Source organism: Pseudomonas sp. FW305-96, assembly GCF_058783825.1.
In genome coordinates this window covers 56,510-73,729 of the sequence record NZ_JBYSYW010000015.1, presented here as the reverse complement: position 1 = coordinate 73,729, position 17,220 = coordinate 56,510, and the positions used below count along the sequence as shown (strand labels likewise).

The window sequence follows — 17,220 nt, the reverse complement described above, 5'->3', positions numbered from 1 at the left end:
AAACATACGTTTCAAGGCTGATTCTGTCAAGACTCGATGACCGGGCGGTCGCTCATTTAAACACAGCCACAAGGCATTGAATGCGCACGCTTTGCAGCCGATGTGCTTGCAGCTTGCCAGCCACTGTATATAATCCCAGTCACTGTATATAAAGACAGAGCCCTCGCCCATGCTGAAACTGACGCCACGCCAAGCCGAGATTCTGGCTTTCATCAAACGCTGCCTCGAAGACAACGGCTTCCCGCCGACCCGTGCCGAGATCGCCCAGGAGTTGGGCTTCAAGTCGCCCAACGCCGCCGAGGAGCACCTGAAAGCCCTGGCCCGCAAGGGCGCCATCGAGATGACCCCTGGCGCTTCCCGCGGTATCCGCATCCCCGGCCTCGAGCCCAAGCAAGAGGACAGCGGCCTGCCCATCATCGGCCGCGTCGCCGCCGGTGCACCGATCCTCGCCGAACAACACATCGAGGACTCCTGCAGTATCAACCCGGCGTTCTTCCACCCTCGCGCCGATTACCTGCTGCGGGTGCATGGCATGAGCATGAAGGACATCGGTATTTTCGACGGCGACCTGCTTGCCGTGCACACCACCCGCGAAGCCCGCAATGGCCAGATCGTGGTGGCCCGTATCGGCGACGAAGTGACCGTCAAGCGCTTCAAGCGCGAAGGCAGCAAGGTCTGGCTGATCGCCGAAAACCCCGAATTCGCCCCCATCGAAGTCGACCTGAAGGACCAGGAGCTGGTGATCGAGGGCTTGAGCGTCGGCGTTCTGCGCCGCTGAACCAGGAGGCGTCATGCAGCCGTTCACCCATGTACCCCAGCAAGCCCAGCTGCCGCTGTTCGAGGCCTTCCTTGCCCAGCCGGTGCTACCAGGCCTCAAGCCCAGCGCGCCACCGCGCAAGAGCAGCCAGCCAGAGCTGTTCAGCGAGCTGGCCCTGCGCGGCGCGGCAGGGCACTGCCAGAGCCTGCTGGCGCCGATCCTGCGCGAACTCAGCGAAGAAGACGACAGCCGCTGGCTGACGCTCATCGCCCCACCCGGCAGCCTCACCCAGGCCTGGCTGCGCGACGCCGGCCTAAACCGCGAACGCATCCTGCTGCTGCAACCCGGCGGCAGGCAGACAGCCCTGCAACTGGCCTGCGAGGCACTGCGCCTCGGGCACAGCCATACCGTGGTCAGCTGGCTGGGCACCATCAACAGCAACGCCCGCCAACAGCTGCAGCGCGCAGCGGCCAGCGGAAACGCACAAAGCCTGAACATCCGCCTCGGCTGATGTTCAGGCTTTGCCTGTCAATCGCTTGAAACCCTGGGCCGCTACCGTGGCTCAGTGAAGGACGCGCGGCCCCTCTTCACGCTCGAAGTCGCCTTCAACCAGGCGGCCGGCCATTTGCACGCCGACGCTGAGCATGGCCTTGGCCACTTCCACATGCTGTCCTTGCAGGAATGCCTTGGCATCCTCGGAGAAATCCAGGGTTACCAGGGAGCCTTCATCTTCGGCGCGGCGCAGCTCGATCCGGCCATCAGGCAACTCGACAATTTCTAGAAAGGACGTTGACATAAAGGGCCTGCTTTTCACGAAAGGCCATTAGTGTACCAGCCATGGAAGCGCTCAGCACTCACTCAGCGCATCGCGGAATCGTCTCACCAGGCTTTTCAGGTTCTGCCGCCAGGCCTCCAACTCCTCCCGGGAAAGCTCAGCCGGCTCAGACGCGTCCAGATTGACGGCCTGGATCAGCGGCTGGGTAACGTCACCCTTCACGGTTTTCTTCGCGACCGGTGGTCGGAACAAATCGGCATAAGCCGCCAGCAGACGCGCCAGCCAGGTTTCCGGCTGGCGGGCCAGCTCCAGCAGCTCGGCCATTTCCGGGATCGCCACGCTCTGCAGCACCTCGTCGCTGAACAGCAACTCCGCCCGTGCCGCCGAGGCCTGGGGCAGGCGGTAGAAGCCGGCGATCTCGTGGCATAGCCCAAGCAGCGCGCCATACAGGTGGAACAGCGCCGACTCGCGCTCGGCCTGGAGCAGCCCCTGGGCATTCATCGCCTGGCTGTCCGCGGCCTTGGCCATGGACTCCAGCGCGAGGCCGGCGAAGAACAGTTTCTGGTTGGTGCGAGTGTAGAGTTCCTGGGCCATTTCGACTGACTCCTGAAGGCTGCAAGGCGATTGCCTGCAGTTTCAGGGATTGCGCTTTGCTTGTCATCAAATGACTGGGGGCGCGGAGCGGCCCCAGTCACGCCTTCAGATCAGCGCTTGTCTTCGACCTTCCACGCCTTGCCGTCGTAGAACGCCTTCCAGCCGGTAGGCTTGCCGTCAACCTCGGACTGCACGTACTGCTCCTTGGTCTTGCGGCTATAGCGGATCACCGTCGGGCGCCCTTCCGGGTCCTTCTGTGGCGCCTCGCAGAGGAAGTGATACTTCGGATCGATCTCATGCTTGTGCGGGACGATCTCCAGCACCAGCGGCGCACGGGTTTCGCGGTTTTTCGGGAACTGGCTGGCGGCCAGGAACAGACCTGAGGCACCGTCACGCAGCACGTAGGTATCGTCGACCTTCTCGCACTTGAGCTCCGGCATGTCCACCTTGTCCATTTTCGGTGGCGCCGCCTCGCCGCTCTTGAGCAGCTTGCGGGTGTTCTTGCAGGTTGGGTTGGTGCAGCCGAAGAACTTGCCGAAACGGCCGGTCTTGAGCTGCATCTCGCTGCCGCACTTGTCGCATTCCAGGCTCGGGCCTTCGTAGCCCTTGATGCGGTAGTTGCCTTCTTCGATCTCGTAGCCGACGCAGTCCGGGTTGTTACCGCAGATGTGAAGCTTGCGCTTCTCGTCGAGCAGGTAGGCATCCATCGCCGTCGCGCAGATCGGGCAGCGGTGCTTGCCGCGCAGCACCAGGGACTCGGACTCGCCCTCGTCGTCAGCGGCGATTTCGTCGCCCGGCACCAGGTTGACCGTTGCCTTGCAACGCTCCTTCGGCGGCAAGCTATAGCCCGAGCAGCCGAGGAACACGCCAGTGGACGCGGTACGGATCATCATTGGCCGGCCACATTCCTTGCACGGAATGTTGGTCAGGGTCGGCTGGTTGGCGCGCATGCCGTGCTCGCTGGACTCGGCGGTCTGCAACTTCTTGCTGAAATCGCCATAGAACTCGTCGAGGACGTTCTTCCAGTCACGCTCGCCCTGGGCCACGTCGTCGAGGTTCTCCTCCATGCCGGCGGTGAAGCCGTAGTCCATCAGGTTGGCGAAGCTCTCGGACAGGCGCTCGGTGACGATGTCGCCCATCTTCTCGGAGTAGAAGCGACGGTTGTGCAGGGTAACGTAGCCGCGGTCCTGGATGGTGGAAATGATCGCCGCATAGGTGGATGGGCGGCCGATGCCGCGCTTTTCCATCTCCTTGACCAGGCTGGCTTCGGTGAAGCGCGCCGGCGGCTTGGTGAAGTGCTGGCTGGGATCGAGCTGGATCAGCTTGAGCGCTTCACCCTGGGCCATTTCCGGCAGCACGTCGTCTTCGCCCGGTTTGCTCTGCTGCGGCAGGACACGGGTGTAACCATCAAACTTGAGGATACGGCCCTTGGCGCGCAGCTCGAACTCGCCCGCCACCACGGTGACACTGGTGGACAGGTACTGCGCCGGCGGCATCTGGCAAGCCAGGAACTGGCGCCAGATCAGCTCGTACAGGCGCTCGGCGTCACGCTCCATGCCACTGAGCTTGGTCGGGTGGGTACTGACGTCGGACGGACGGATCGCTTCGTGCGCCTCCTGGGCCCCTTCCTTGCTGCCATAGACGATGGGCGCGGCAGGCAGGTACTGCTTGCCGAACTCCTTCTCGATGTAGCTGCGGGCCATCTCGACAGCGTCGGTCGACAGGTTGGTCGAGTCGGTACGCATGTAGGTGATGTAGCCGGCTTCGTACAGACGCTGGGCCATCATCATGGTCTTCTTCACCCCGAAGCCCAGGCGATTGCTTGCGGCCTGCTGCAGGGTGGAGGTAATGAACGGTGCCGAAGGCTTGCTGCTGGTCGGCCGGTCCTCGCGCTTGCTCACGCTGTAGCTCGAGGCCTTGAGCTTCTCCAGCGCGGCCATGGCCTGGGCTTCGTTAAGCGGCTTGAAGGCCTCGCCCTTCTCACGGGCGACCTCGAAACGCACCTTGGCGTTCTTGGCAGTACCCAGGTCGGCGTGGACTTCCCAGTACTCTTCGGGGTTGAACGCCCGGATCTCGCGCTCGCGCTCGACCACCAGCTTCACCGCCACCGACTGTACGCGGCCGGCAGAAAGGCCACGGGCGATTTTCGCCCACAGCAGCGGCGAGACCATGTAGCCAACCACGCGATCAAGGAAACGCCGCGCCTGCTGGGCGTTGACCCGGTCAATATCGAGCTCGCCCGGCTGGGAGAAGGCTTCCTGGATGGCTTTCTTGGTGATCTCGTTGAACACCACGCGCTTGTAACGACTGTCGTCGCCGCCGATGGCCTCGCGCAGGTGCCAGGCGATGGCTTCCCCCTCGCGATCCAAGTCGGTTGCGAGATAGATGGTGTCGGCATCCTTGGCCAGGCGGCGCAGCTCCTCGATGACCTTCTCCTTGCCGGGAAGGATCTCGTACTTGGCCTTCCAGCCCGCCTCGGGGTCGACGCCCATGCGTGCAACCAGGGTACGGCGCGCCTTTTCCTTCGGCGACAAGGCCGGAGCCTCGGCCGCGGCCTTGCCACGCTTGGCCGCCGGTTCCTTGCTCGCACTGGCGGAACCGCTGGTGGGAAGGTCACGGATGTGGCCGATACTCGACTTCACCACGTACTGGCTGCCCAGGTACTTGTTGATGGTCTTGGCCTTGGCCGGGGATTCCACAATGACCAGCGATTTGCCCATGGATCGGAGTATTCCTGAATCTGAAGATGAAAAACGCGTCAGGTGCCGGACGCGGCACCGCTATATATAGTGGCAAAAGAGTGAGGTCAAGCGCGCTCTATCACTCGTGCACCTTGCCCAGCCGCTCGCCAAGGCCCTCTTCGGCCTTGACCAAAGCAAAGCGTGGCACCTGCTCGCCGTCAACCTCGACGGACTCCTGGAACATCGAAAGTGGCCTGACCCAGAAGCTGTAATCACCATACAGACACTGGTAGAACACCATCCACTCCTCGCTCTCGGAGTGTCGCGCAGCGCTGAAAACACGGTACTCAGGGCCTTTGTAATGCCGGTACACACCAGGTTGTATCTGCATGTCGCTCGCCCTCTTGAACAAATCCTGTAAAAAACAAAAGCCGGGGCACATGGCCCCGGCTGCTGTCCTGCGACGCGATCAGACGCGTTCGAAGACAGTGGTGATGCCTTGGCCCAGGCCGACACACATGGTGGCGACGCCCAGGGTACCGCCATTTTGCTTCATGACGTTGAGCAGGGTGCCGGAAATCCGCGCCCCCGAGCAACCGAACGGGTGACCCAGGGCGATAGCGCCGCCGTGCAGGTTAACCTTCTCATTCATCTTGTCGAGCACTTTCAGATCTTTCAGCACCGGCAGGGCCTGTGCGGCGAAAGCTTCGTTGAGCTCGAAGAAGTCGATGTCGGCGATGGTCAGACCAGCGCGCTTGAGGGCTTTCTGCGTCGACGGGACCGGGCCGTAGCCCATGATCGCCGGGTCCACGCCGGCGACCGCCATCGAACGGATGACCGCCAGTGGCTGGATCCCCAGGTCCATGGCGCGCTGGCCGGACATGACGATCATGCACGAGGCGCCGTCGGTGATCTGCGACGAGGTGCCCGCGGTGACGGTGCCGCCTTTCGGGTTGAACGCCGGCTTGAGCGACGCCAGGCCTTCGAGGGTGGTTTCCGGGCGAATGGTCTCGTCGTAGTCGAAGACCTTCAGGAAGCCGTTCTCGTCGTAACCCTGCATCGGGATGATCTCGTCCTTGAACTTGCCTTCGACCGTCGCCTTGTGGGCGAGCTGGTGCGAACGCACACCGAACAGATCCTGTTGCTCACGGGTGATGCCGTGCATCTTGCCCAGCATCTCGGCGGTCAGGCCCATCATCCCGGAAGCCTTGGCAGCGTGCAAGGACAGGTGCGGGTTGGGGTCGACGCCATGCATCATGCTGACGTGACCCATGTGCTCGACACCACCGATGACGAACACGTCGCCGTTGCCGGTCATGATCGCCTGGGCGGCGGTGTGCAGCGCGCTCATCGACGAGCCGCACAGGCGGCTGACGGTTTGCGCGGCGGAGGTGTGCGGGATCTGGGTCATCAGCGAGGCCATGCGGGCGATGTTCCAGCCCTGCTCCAGGGTCTGGTTGACGCAGCCCCAGATCACGTCCTCGACTTCTTTCGGGTCGACCTTGTCGTTGCGCTCCAGCAGCTTGCTGATCAGGTGCGCGGACATGTCTTCGGCACGGGTGTTGCGGTGCATGCCACCCTTGGAGCGGCCCATCGGCGTGCGACCGAAGTCGACAATCACCACGTCTCTTGGATTCAGGCTCATATCAATATTCTCGCTCTAGCTCGTGGGCGCTCAGTTGAAGAAGCGCTGGCCGTTCTTGGCCATTTCGCGCAGCTTCGCAGTGGGGTGGTACAGCGGCCCCAGGTCGGCGTACTTGTCGGCCAGTGCGACGAACTCGGCGACCCCGATCGAATCGATGTAGCGCAGCGCGCCACCGCGGAAGGGAGGGAAACCGATGCCGTAGACCAGGCCCATGTCGGCTTCGGCGGCGGTGGCGACGATGCCGTCCTCCAGGCAGCGCACGGTTTCCAGGCACAGCGGTACCATCATCCAGTTGATGATGTCTTCGTCGGTGACTTCACGCTGCTCGAAGATGACCGGCTTGAGCACGTCGAGCACGCTGGCGTCGGCGACTTTCTTCGGCTTGCCGCGCTTGTCGGTCTCGTAGGCGTAGAAGCCCTTGCCGTTCTTCTGGCCCAGGCGGTTGGCCTCGTACAGGGCGTCGACGGCCGAGCGACGCTCGTCCTTCATGCGGTCCGGGAAGCCTTCGGCCATCACGTCGCGGCCGTGGTGGCCGGTGTCGATGCCGACCACGTCCATCAGGTAGGCCGGGCCCATCGGCCAGCCGAACTTCTCCATCACCTTGTCGATGCGCACGAAGTCGACGCCTGCGCTGACCAGCTTGGCGAAGCCGCCGAAATACGGGAACAGCACGCGATTGACCAGGAAGCCCGGGCAGTCGTTGACCACGATCGGGTTCTTGCCCATCTTCTTGGCGTAGGCCACTGTGGTGGCCACGGCCACGTCGCTGGACTTCTCGCCACGGATGACTTCCACCAGCGGCATCATGTGCACCGGGTTGAAGAAGTGCATGCCGACGAAGTTTTCCGGACGCTTGAGCGCCTTGGCCAGCAGGTTGATGGAGATGGTCGAGGTATTGGAGGCGAGGATCGCATCCTCTTTCACCTGGCCTTCCACTTCAGCCAGCACGGCTTGCTTGACCTTCGGGTTCTCGACCACGGCCTCGACGATGATATCGACGTTGCCGAAGTCACCGTAGGACAGGGTCGGGCGAATGGCGTTGAGGGCCTCGGCCATCTTGGCCGGGGTCAGGCGCCCTTTCTCGACGCGCTTGCCGAGCAGCTTGGAGGCCTCGTTCAGGCCCAGCTGGATGGCTTCCTCGCGAATATCCTTCATCAGGATTGGCGTGCCCTTGACCGCCGACTGGTAGGCGATGCCGCCACCCATGATACCGGCGCCGAGCACGGCGGCCTGTTTCACGTCGTGAGCGATCTCGTCATGGGCCTTGGCCTTGCGCTTGAGCTCCTGGTCGTTCAGGAACAGGCCGATCAGGCTCTCGGCGACCGAGGTCTTGGCCAGCTTGGCGAAGCCTGCGGCCTCGACCTCGAGGGCCTTGTCACGGCCGAAGTTGGCGGCCTTCTGGATGGTCTTGATGGCCTCGACCGGGGCCGGGTAGTTCGGGCCGGCCTGGCCGGCAACGAAGCCCTTGGCGGTCTCGAAGGCCATCATCTGCTCGATGGCGTTGAGCTTGAGCTTTTCCAGCTTGGGCTGGCGCTTGGCCTTGTAGTCCAGCTCACCGCTGATGGCGCGCTTGACCAGGTCCAGGGCACCGGCCTGCAGCAGCTCAGGGGCGACCACGGCATCGACGGCGCCGACTTTCAGGGCGTCCTCGGCGCGGTTTTCCTTGCCGGAGGCGATCCACTCGATGGCGTTGTCCGAGCCGATCAGGCGCGGCAGGCGCACGGTGCCGCCAAAGCCTGGGTAGATGCCCAGCTTGACTTCCGGCAGGCCGATCTTGGCGCTGCTGGCCATGACCCGGTAGTCGGCGGCCAGGCACATCTCCAGCCCGCCACCCAGGGCGATGCCGTTGATGGCGACGACGGTCGGCACCTGCAGGTCTTCGAAGTCACTGAAAATGCGATTGGCTTCCAGGTTGCCGGCGACCAGTTCGGCCTCGGGCAGCTTGAAGTTGTCGACGAACTCGGTGATGTCGGCGCCGACGATGAACACGTCCTTGCCACTGCTGACGATCACGCCCTTGACCGAGGCATCGGCCTTGATCACGTCCACGGCCTGACGCAGCTCGTTCAGAGTGAGACGGTTGAACTTGTTGACGGACTCACCCTTGAGGTCGAACTTCAGTTCGACGATGCCGCTTTCAAGAGCCTTAACCGTGATGGCTTTACCTTCGTAAATCATCAACTGATCTCCACGATATGGAAGCTGAACAGTACACGTCGATCGCTGGCAGCAAGAGCCGGTCTACCGGTCCCTCGCCCCAGGCACACCCGTCGACGCGCTAATCGGGATTCTGTAAGAGCCGTCTGACATACAAACGCTCAATTCATACGCCCGTTTGACTTGGGTGTGCACACATTCCCCGAAAAGAACCGCGTTGTCAAATACTCGCGAAGGCCGTGAAAACGCGACTTTCCAGTCATCTTCTACCCTCCGGGTACGAAAAATGATGACAGTGATCGCCCTCCATTCATGTCAGCGATAGGCCACCCCGATGGCAGACGTGCTTTTTTTCTAAACGCATCCGGCCAGGATGGCTACACTGCGACTGATTGAAAGTATTTCCGGCCTGCCTGGCCCTGTGCTTCCACGCACAAACGCAAAACGGCGCACAGGAGCATGCTTGCTCCTGTGCGCCGTTTTGTGTCACACGGGCTCAGGCGAGGGTTTCGAGGGTCTGGGCAATATCCTGCAAAACAGATTTGTCGCCCCGCTCGCTCCAGTACAGCGCAATCATGCGACTGTCGGCCTCGACCTTGTAGACCGTTGCCGGCAGGCGGGCGAAGGTCTCGGCCAGGCGCTGATCCTCGCAGGGCTCGCGCCACTGGTTCCACCACACGCCCGGGGTGATCTGCCAGTAGCACCAGCTGTCCGCGCGCCCCTTGCGTCGTGCCCGGTGGTACTGCGGGCAGGGGCTTGGCGGCTCGTTTACCAGCCAGTGCGGCCACTGCTGCGGCGCCAGTTGCATGGCCAGCCCCATGCGCCGCCCCTCCAGACGCAGGCTCATCTGCTCGCTCTGTTTGCGCGAGGGGCGCAACCAGGCCAACGGGCTGAGAATCAGCGCAAGGATTGACACCACCAGCCATACCGTCATATCTGTAGACCTTATAAAGCGTTGCAAATGAGCGGGTTAGTCAGGTTTCACGGAAGATCCGCGCGAAAGCGACCATACTTCTACTATCGCGATTGTCAGGAGTACTGCACATGTCCTATGAACATCTTCTGGTCGCTGTCGACCTGACCGAAGAATGCGACCCGGTGATCAAGCGGGCCAAGGCCATTGCCCTGGCCAGCGGCGCCAAGGTCTCCCTGGTGCATATCGTCGAACCCATGGCCATGGCCTTCGGCGGCGACGTGCCGATGGACCTGTCGCAGTTGCAGCAGCAACAGTTCGACCAGGCCAAGGAACGCATGGAGCGCCTGTACAACAAATACCCAGATATCAATCGCGGCGACTCGCACCTGGTCTACGGCCAGCCGCGCCAGGAAATCCACCAGTTGGCCAAGGATCAGAAGTGCGACCTGATCGTGGTCGGCAGCCATGGCCGCCACGGCCTGGCCCTGCTGCTGGGCTCCACCGCCAACGACGTGCTGCACGGCGCGCCGTGCGATGTGTTGGCGGTGCGGTTGCAGAAGAAGGCCGAGTAATACTTTCATCGCGGGGCAAGCCCGCTCCCACAAAGCCCGTCAAACAGGGCTGCGTGGGAGCGAGCTTGTCCCGCGATGGCTTCAGCCTTCCAGCTCGGCCCAGCGCTCCACCAGCACGTCCAGCTCGCCCTGCAGCTTCTCGATCTTGGCCAGCACCGCCGCAGTCTCGGCAATCGGCCGCTGATAGAAGCCCGCCGCACTCACTTCTTCCTGTGCCTCGGCCATCCGCCGTTCCAGCTCATCGATCTGCCCCGGCAGCATTTCCAGCTCACGCTGCAGCTTGTAGCTGAGCTTCTTCTTGCTGGCATCGGCCGCAGGCGTAGCAGCGGCAAGCGGCGCCACCTCCTCCACCGGCGCCTGCACCACGGCGCTGTTGAGCTCGGACTTGCCACCCTTGCTCTCGGTCACGCCGAGCAGCTTCGGCGAACCACCCTGACGGATCCAGTCCTCGTAACCGCCGACGTACTCGCGCACGCGCCCTTCACCTTCGAACACCAGAGTGCTGGTCACCACGTTGTCGAGGAAGGCCCGGTCGTGACTGACCATCAGCACCGTGCCCTTGTAGTTCGACAGCACCTCCTCGAGCAGTTCGAGGGTCTCGACGTCGAGATCGTTGGTCGGTTCGTCCAGCACCAGCAGGTTGGCCGGCTTGCTGAACAGCTTGGCCAGCAGCAGGCGCGCGCGCTCGCCCCCGGACAGCGCCTTGACTGGTGTACGCGCACGCTGCGGGCTGAACAGGAAGTCGCCGAGGTAGCTGAGCACATGGCGGTTCTGGCCATCGATCTCGATGAAATCGCGGCCTTCGGCCAGGTTGTCGATGACGGTCTTTTCCAGGTCCAGCTGATGGCGCATCTGGTCGAAGTAGGCCACCTCCAGCTTGGTGCCCCGCTCGACCTTGCCACTGGTGGGCTCCAGGTCGCCCAGCATCAGCTTGAGCAGGGTCGTCTTGCCGGTGCCGTTGGCACCGAGCAGGCCGATACGGTCCTGGCGCTGCAGCACCATGGAGAAGTCCTTGACCAGCTTCGGTCCATTCTGGTGGGCGAAGCTGACGTCCTCCAGCACCATCACCTGCTTGCCGGACTTGTCCGCCACCTCGATCTGGATATTGGCCTTGCCCTGGCGTTCACGGCGCTCGCCGCGCTCCACGCGCAGCGCCTTGAGCGCGCGCACGCGGCCTTCGTTGCGGGTACGTCGGGCCTTGATGCCCTGGCGGATCCACACTTCCTCCTGGGCCAGGCGCTTGTCGAACAGCGCGTTGGCAGTGGCCTCGGCGGCCAGCTCGGCCTCCTTGTGCACCAGGAAGCTGGCGTAGTCGCCGTTCCAGTCGATCAGCCCGCCACGGTCCAGCTCGAGGATGCGCGTGGCCAGGTTCTGCAGGAAGGAACGGTCGTGGGTGATGAACAGCACCGCGCCACCGAAGCCTTTGAGCGCCTCTTCCAGCCAGGCGATGGCGCCGATGTCCAGGTGGTTGGTCGGTTCGTCGAGCAGCAGCAGGTCAGGCTCGGACACCAGCGCCTGGGCCAGCAGCACGCGCCGGCGCCAGCCGCCGGAAAGCTCGGCCAGGGTCTTGTCGGCCGGCAACTGCAGGCGGCTCAGGGTGCTTTCGACCACCTGCTGCAAGCGCCAGCCGTCACGGGCCTCGAGCTCGTGCTGGACGTGCATGAGCTTTTCCAGATCCTCGTCGCCGTGGATGTTCTGGCTCAGGTGATGGAACTGCGCCAGCAGCTCGCCGACGCCGTCTAGGCCGGCGGCCACCACGTCGAATACGCTACGCTCGTCGGCCACCGGCAGCTCCTGGGGCAGCTCGCCAATCTTCAGGCCTGGGGCGCGCCAGATATCGCCGTCATCGCCCTTCTGCTCGCCCTTGACCAGGCGCAGCATGCTCGACTTGCCCGTGCCGTTGCGGCCGATGATGCACACCCGCTCGCCACGGGCGATCTGCCAGGACACTTTGTCCAACAGCGGCATGGCGCCGAACGCGAGGGACACATCGCTGAATTTGAGCAGGGTCATGATCATCTCCAAAAACCGGGCGCGCATTCTACCTGACTTACCCCTTCACGGCATCAAAAGCCCGTTGCCGCGACAGAGCGTCGGATAACAACTCGATACAAGCACAGTGCTTTCGCCGGCCACCGGCAAACGGCTAAGCTAAGCAGTAATACTCAACAGTGCTGGCTCCGCCGTCACTTTCCATGGTTCCACTGCCCGGACGTATCATGCGCAGCCGCCTGTTACAAATTGCTTCCTGCCTGTTGCTGACCACCCTCGCCGCGAGCGTCGCACAGGCCGCCGACCTCACCCAGCAACGTCAATACTACGACGAGGCCAAGCGCGCCCTGGCCAAGGGCGACAAGGGCCCCTACCTGCGCTACGCGCAGGCGCTGCGCGATTACCCACTCACGCCCTATCTCACCTACGACGAGCTGACCGCCCGCCTCAAGAGCGCCAGCAACGAGGAGATCGAGGGTTTCCTCAAGGCCCATGGCGACCTGCCCCAGGCCAACTGGATGAAACTGCGCTGGTTGCGCTGGCTGGCCGAGCGCGGCGAATGGAACACCTTCACCCGCTATTACGACCCCAAGCTCAACTTCACCGAACTGGATTGCCTCAACGGCCAGTACCAGCTCTCCCACGGCCAGCGTGCCGAAGGCTTCGCCAGCGCCGAGAAGCTGTGGAACGTCGGCAAGTCCCAGCCCACGGCCTGCGACACCCTGTTCGCCATGTGGGCCGCCGAAGGTCAGCTGACCGAGGCCAAGCGCTGGCAGCGCGCCAAACTGGCGGCACAGGCGCGCAACTATGGGCTTGCGAACAATCTGGTGAAAACCCTCACCACCCTCGCCCCCCAGGGCAAGCTGCTGATCGACGTGGCGCAGAAGCCCGAGTTGCTCAACCAGCCTTCGCGCTTCACGCCCGTCAACGAGGCCATGTCCGACGTGGTCAGCCTTGGCCTTCGTCGCCTGGCCCGGCAGAACCCGGAGCAGGCCATGGCGCTGCTCGACGACTATGCCCAGCGCATGCACTTCTCCCGTGACGAGAAGGTCGCCATCGCCCGCGAGATCGGCCTGACCCTGGCCCGCCGCTACGACCCGCGCGCCCTCGACCTGATGACCCGCTACGACCCGGAGCTGCGCGACAACACTGTCAGCGAATGGCGCCTGCGCCTGCTGCTGCGCCTGGCCCGCTGGGAAGAAGCCTACGAACTGACAAAGCGCCTGCCCCAGGACCTGGCCAGTAGTAACCGCTGGAAGTACTGGCAGGCGCGCAGCCTGGAGCTGGCCCAGCCGAACAACCCGCAGGTCCCGCTGCTGTACAAGACCGTCGCCCGCGAACGCGACTTCTATGGCTTCCTCGCCGCCGACCGGGCGCAGACCCCCTACCAGCTGAACAACAAGCCGCTGGCACTGAGCCAAGCGATAACCAACAAGGTCCGCAACACCCCCGGCATCCGTCGCGCACTGGAGTTCCACGCCCGTGGCCAGATCGTCGAAGGGCGCCGCGAGTGGTACCACGTCAGCCGCCACTTCAACCGTGACGAAATGGTCGCCCAGGCTCGCCTGGCCTACGACATGCGCTGGTACTTCCCGGCTATCCGCACCATCAGCCAGGCCCAGTACTGGGACGACCTGGACATCCGCTTCCCGATGGCCCACCGCGACACCCTGGTGCGCGAAGCCAAGGTTCGCGGCCTGCATTCGAGCTGGGTGTTCGCCATCACCCGCCAGGAGAGCGCCTTCATGGAAGACGCCCGCTCCAGCGTCGGCGCCAGCGGCCTGATGCAGCTGATGCCGGGCACCGCCAAGGAAACCGCGCGCAAGTTCAGCATCCCGCTGGCTTCACCGGCCCAGGTCTTCAACCCGGACAAGAACATCCAGCTCGGCGCTGCCTACCTGAGCCAGGTGCACAGCCAGTTCAACGGTAACCGCGTGCTGGCCTCGGCCGCCTACAACGCCGGCCCCGGGCGTGTACGCCAGTGGCTCAAGGGCGCCAAGCACCTGAGTTTCGATGTGTGGGTCGAATCGATTCCGTTCGACGAGACGCGCCAGTACGTGCAGAACGTGCTGTCGTATTCGGTCATCTACGGGCAGAAGCTCAATTCACCGCAGCCGCTGGTGGATTGGCATGAGCGGTATTTCGACGATATGTGATTAGAGCCCTGTCGCGGGGCAAGTCGCATCGGTGCGCCGATGCGACTTGCCCCGCGATGACGCTATTCCAGAACCTCGACGTCCATCCCCACCTTCAGTTCCCCCTCGCCATCCACCGCCAGATTCTGGCCAAACAGCACATCCCCTTCCTTTTCGCGGAACGTCTTGAGCGTGGTCAACGGCTCACGGTCCGGGCTGCGTTCGCCCGTGGCGGGATCGAGGGTGGTGAGGATGCAGCGCACGCTCGGCTTGAGCACGCGGAAGGTCATGTTGCCAATACGGATGCGCTTCCAGCGGTCTTCGGCAAAGGCCTCGGCCCCCTCGACCACCAGGTTCGGGCGAAAACGCAGCATCTCCATCGGGCGCCCCACCCGACGGCTCAACTCATCCAGCGAGGCCTGGCCGATCAACAGCAGTGGAAAACCATCGGGAAAGGCCGCCCGGTCACTGTTGAGGCCGTAGCCGCTGGGCAGGTAGCGGGCCCGCTGCTCGGGGCAGTACACCAGCCTTACCGCCTTGCCCAGCAGCTCGCTGAGCCAGGCTGCGGCGGCATCGCCGGCATCGGGCACGCGCAAGGTGTCGCGCCAGATGGTGACGCCGCGCAGGGCCTCTTCGGCGGGCGGTACCGGCACCTCCAAGGGTGCCTGCCCCGGCGCCTGGAGCAGCAGTTGGCCCTGCTCGCCGTAATTGGCGCCAACCTGCCCCAGCCTCGGCCAGGCGCGCTGGGTCAGGAAGCGGCCGTTCTCCTGCTCCACCACCAGCCAGCGCCGGTCCCCGTCCAGGCCCAGGTTGCCGACAACCGACGCCTGCAGGCGCTGGGCCTGCGCCGATTTCACCGGGTACCGATACAACGCACTGAGAAACATCCCTGCCACCTTGCGCCAGTCGAAAGGCCAAGCTTATACCGGATCGGTACAGCCGTTACACCGTGGCGTCGTCCAGGCTCAGGCGTTGACGCACCACATCCACCAGGCGATCGGGCTGGAACTTGGACAGGAAGTTGTCGCAACCGACCTTCTTGACCATGGATTCGTTGAAGCTGCCCGACAGCGAGGTATGCAGTACCACGTACAGGCCACGCAAGCGCGGGTCGTTGCGGATTTCGGTGGTCAGCCGGTAACCATCCATCTCGGGCATCTCGGCATCGGTGAAGACCATCAGCAACTTCTCGCAGACATTCTCCCCTGCGTCCGCCCAACCCTTGAGCAGGCGCAGGGCCTTGAGGCCGTCGCTGGCCACGTGCAGCTTGACCCCCAGTTGCGAGAGGGTATCGCGCAGTTGCGCCAGGGCCACGGTGGAGTCGTCCACCAGCAGCACCTCGCGGCCACGGGCGCGGGCCAGCACCGGGTCTTCGAGCTTGTCGCGGGAGACCTTGGCGTTGTAGGGCACGATCTCGGCCAGCACCTTCTCCACGTCGATGACCTCCACCAGTTGCTCGTCGACCTTGGTGATCGCCGTGAGGTAGTGCTGGCGGCCAGCGCTGGCCGGCGGCGGCATGATGGCTTCCCAGTTCATGTTGACGATACGATCCACGCCCCCCACCAGGAACGCCTGCACCGAGCGGTTGTACTCGGTGACGATGATGGTGCTGTTTGGCCCCGGCTGCAGCGGACGCATGCCGATTGCCTGGGACAGGTCGATGACCGGCAGCGTCTGGCCGCGCAGGTTGACCACGCCACAGACGAACGAATGGCGCTGCGGCATCAGGGTCAGCTTGGGCAGTTGCAGCACCTCCTGGACCTTGAACACGTTGATGGCGAACAACTGCCGGCCGGCCAGCCGGAACATGAGGATTTCCAGGCGGTTCTCACCCACCAGTTGCGTGCGTTGGTCTACCGTGTCGAGAATGCCAGCCATTGGAAGCCCCCAGGCGTGAGTCGGGAAAAAGTGAATGCATCCCCCTGTATCGGCGGACACGGGCACAGCTTGACCCCTGATGGAAAAAGCCATGCGGGGTGATTGATATCACTTTACCATCATGCTTTACTGCTGCCACATCCTGCCATGCCCATCGTTCGCAACGAACGACCCGCCTGAAACCGCATCAGGGAAACCCCTAGTGGCAATCGGGTCCAACCTGATGTTCGCAATATCCATTAGCCATTAATGTGACGCCATTCTCACTGCATGAACGGAGTCAGGCTTTTGCGAGCGATCATCTTGGTACGGCCAATCCCTGAAGACGGGGCGCCATGATGGATAGCACTCCACTGCACAACGCCGCCGTGGCGGCCTTTTTGCAGGATGCGCAGGTCCTGTTGGCCAGGTCCCAGGAATGCCTGCAGCACCTGGAGCTGATCACCAACGATCCGGATGCCTGCCACAGCCTCAATGCCGCACTCGACACTCTCGCCCGACGAGCAGTCGCGCTCGACCTGCTCGAAGTGGCCCACCATGCCCTGGCCCTGCAACGACTGCTCGCGCCCGCGTGCGCCCAGCAGCACCTGCACGGTACCAGCCTGCCCGCGCTTGCGGCCTGCCTGACCCTGCTGGACTGGCAACTGGAGCTGCTCGACCCGCAGACCGGCCGCCTGGACATGGACACCGAGGAGCAACGACGCCTGCTGGCCGAGCTCGCCACCACCCTGGGCCAGCCGGCATCGCAACTGTGTGCCGATTGCCAGGAAGCCGGCACGTTCTGCGCCCACCCCCACGCCCAGGATGCGCTTGCAGAGCAAAGCCTCAGTGCAGCCGACCGCCAACATTAACCCGACTAAATGCGCGGCAACTAAACTCACTCAGGGTTTAACTTGAAAAGTTTGGCAAGTTTTTCCAAATGTTTTTGCCCGCTGGTTTTTTAGTTGATAGAGGCGCACTGGAAACATCTTTTAATAATGGCACTATGCTAGCCAGCGCCTTGCCCGCCAGACCCGCCACAGCCCGGAAAATCCGAGGTTTCAAGCAGTTATCCCCCCGCGACCAAATTCAATCAAAGTGATAACATGCGCACGTTCGAACATGCGCACCCAGACTAT

At 63.3% G+C, this 17,220-nt stretch carries 15 protein-coding genes; 5 read left to right on the top strand and 10 right to left on the bottom strand.

All coding sequences use genetic code 11. The features are described 5' to 3' along the window. Positions 1 to 169: 169 nt before the first annotated feature. Together lexA and sulA are read left to right on the top strand one after the other, a co-directional pair. Positions 170 to 778, top strand: a complete 609-nt coding sequence (gene lexA / locus AC3WL2_RS13680; RefSeq protein ID WP_102683153.1) for a transcriptional repressor LexA — start codon at positions 170 to 172, stop codon at positions 776 to 778. 13 nt (positions 779 to 791) lie between these two features. After that, positions 792 to 1,268 carry an SOS-induced cell division inhibitor SulA gene (sulA, locus tag AC3WL2_RS13675; protein WP_102683152.1) on the top strand — a complete coding sequence of 159 codons (477 nt, stop codon included), beginning with the start codon at positions 792 to 794 and terminating at the stop codon, positions 1,266 to 1,268. 51 nt (positions 1,269 to 1,319) lie between these two features. Here the strand turns inward: sulA and AC3WL2_RS13670 are convergent, their stop codons facing one another. The 7 genes from AC3WL2_RS13670 to AC3WL2_RS13640 form a co-directional block, all read right to left on the bottom strand. Then, a complete protein-coding gene (locus AC3WL2_RS13670; protein ID WP_023630868.1) occupies positions 1,320 to 1,553 on the bottom strand; it encodes a hypothetical protein in 234 nt (77 codons plus the stop codon). Between the two features lie 51 nt (positions 1,554 to 1,604). Next, positions 1,605 to 2,126, bottom strand: coding sequence for a DUF6586 family protein (locus AC3WL2_RS13665; protein WP_102683151.1), 522 nt, complete (start codon positions 2,124 to 2,126; stop codon positions 1,605 to 1,607). 110 nt (positions 2,127 to 2,236) lie between these two features. Further along, the gene (gene topA, locus AC3WL2_RS13660; protein ID WP_102683150.1) at positions 2,237 to 4,846 is read right to left on the bottom strand and encodes a type I DNA topoisomerase; all 2,610 of its coding nucleotides are present in this window, start codon (positions 4,844 to 4,846) and stop codon (positions 2,237 to 2,239) included. 100 nt (positions 4,847 to 4,946) lie between these two features. Further along, positions 4,947 to 5,198 (bottom strand): DUF1653 domain-containing protein, encoded by a 252-nt coding sequence (locus tag AC3WL2_RS13655; protein ID WP_102683169.1) that lies wholly within the window; start codon positions 5,196 to 5,198, stop codon positions 4,947 to 4,949. Positions 5,199 to 5,276: 78 nt separating this feature from the next. Beyond that, positions 5,277 to 6,452 (bottom strand): acetyl-CoA C-acyltransferase FadA, encoded by a 1,176-nt coding sequence (gene fadA, locus AC3WL2_RS13650; protein ID WP_023629457.1) that lies wholly within the window; start codon positions 6,450 to 6,452, stop codon positions 5,277 to 5,279. A 30-nt stretch (positions 6,453 to 6,482) separates the two neighbouring features. Continuing rightward, positions 6,483 to 8,630, bottom strand: a complete 2,148-nt coding sequence (gene fadB, locus AC3WL2_RS13645) for a fatty acid oxidation complex subunit alpha FadB (protein WP_102683149.1) — start codon at positions 8,628 to 8,630, stop codon at positions 6,483 to 6,485. 475 nt (positions 8,631 to 9,105) lie between these two features. Next, complete coding sequence (locus AC3WL2_RS13640) at positions 9,106 to 9,543, bottom strand: hypothetical protein (protein WP_102683148.1); 438 nt, start codon at positions 9,541 to 9,543, stop codon at positions 9,106 to 9,108. Positions 9,544 to 9,653: 110 nt separating this feature from the next. Here AC3WL2_RS13640 and AC3WL2_RS13635 point away from each other — a divergent pair, with 110 nt between their 5' ends. Beyond that, complete coding sequence (locus AC3WL2_RS13635) at positions 9,654 to 10,097, top strand: universal stress protein (protein WP_046856401.1); 444 nt, start codon at positions 9,654 to 9,656, stop codon at positions 10,095 to 10,097. An 81-nt stretch (positions 10,098 to 10,178) separates the two neighbouring features. On the opposite strand, the gene AC3WL2_RS13630 is transcribed toward AC3WL2_RS13635, so the two are convergent. Next, the gene (locus AC3WL2_RS13630; protein ID WP_102683168.1) at positions 10,179 to 12,110 is read right to left on the bottom strand and encodes an ATP-binding cassette domain-containing protein; all 1,932 of its coding nucleotides are present in this window, start codon (positions 12,108 to 12,110) and stop codon (positions 10,179 to 10,181) included. Between the two features lie 206 nt (positions 12,111 to 12,316). Here AC3WL2_RS13630 and AC3WL2_RS13625 point away from each other — a divergent pair, with 206 nt between their 5' ends. Beyond that, positions 12,317 to 14,245, top strand: coding sequence for a transglycosylase SLT domain-containing protein (locus AC3WL2_RS13625; protein ID WP_102683147.1), 1,929 nt, complete (start codon positions 12,317 to 12,319; stop codon positions 14,243 to 14,245). A gap of 62 nt (positions 14,246 to 14,307) precedes the next feature. On the opposite strand, the gene AC3WL2_RS13620 is transcribed toward AC3WL2_RS13625, so the two are convergent. Further along, positions 14,308 to 15,111, bottom strand: coding sequence for an MOSC domain-containing protein (locus AC3WL2_RS13620; protein ID WP_102683146.1), 804 nt, complete (start codon positions 15,109 to 15,111; stop codon positions 14,308 to 14,310). Between the two features lie 55 nt (positions 15,112 to 15,166). Beyond that, positions 15,167 to 16,102 carry a chemotaxis protein CheV gene (locus AC3WL2_RS13615; RefSeq protein WP_102683145.1) on the bottom strand — a complete coding sequence of 312 codons (936 nt, stop codon included), beginning with the start codon at positions 16,100 to 16,102 and terminating at the stop codon, positions 15,167 to 15,169. A 338-nt stretch (positions 16,103 to 16,440) separates the two neighbouring features. Here AC3WL2_RS13615 and AC3WL2_RS13610 point away from each other — a divergent pair, with 338 nt between their 5' ends. Next, positions 16,441 to 16,953 (top strand): histidine kinase, encoded by a 513-nt coding sequence (locus AC3WL2_RS13610; protein ID WP_102683167.1) that lies wholly within the window; start codon positions 16,441 to 16,443, stop codon positions 16,951 to 16,953. Positions 16,954 to 17,220 lie beyond the last annotated feature (267 nt).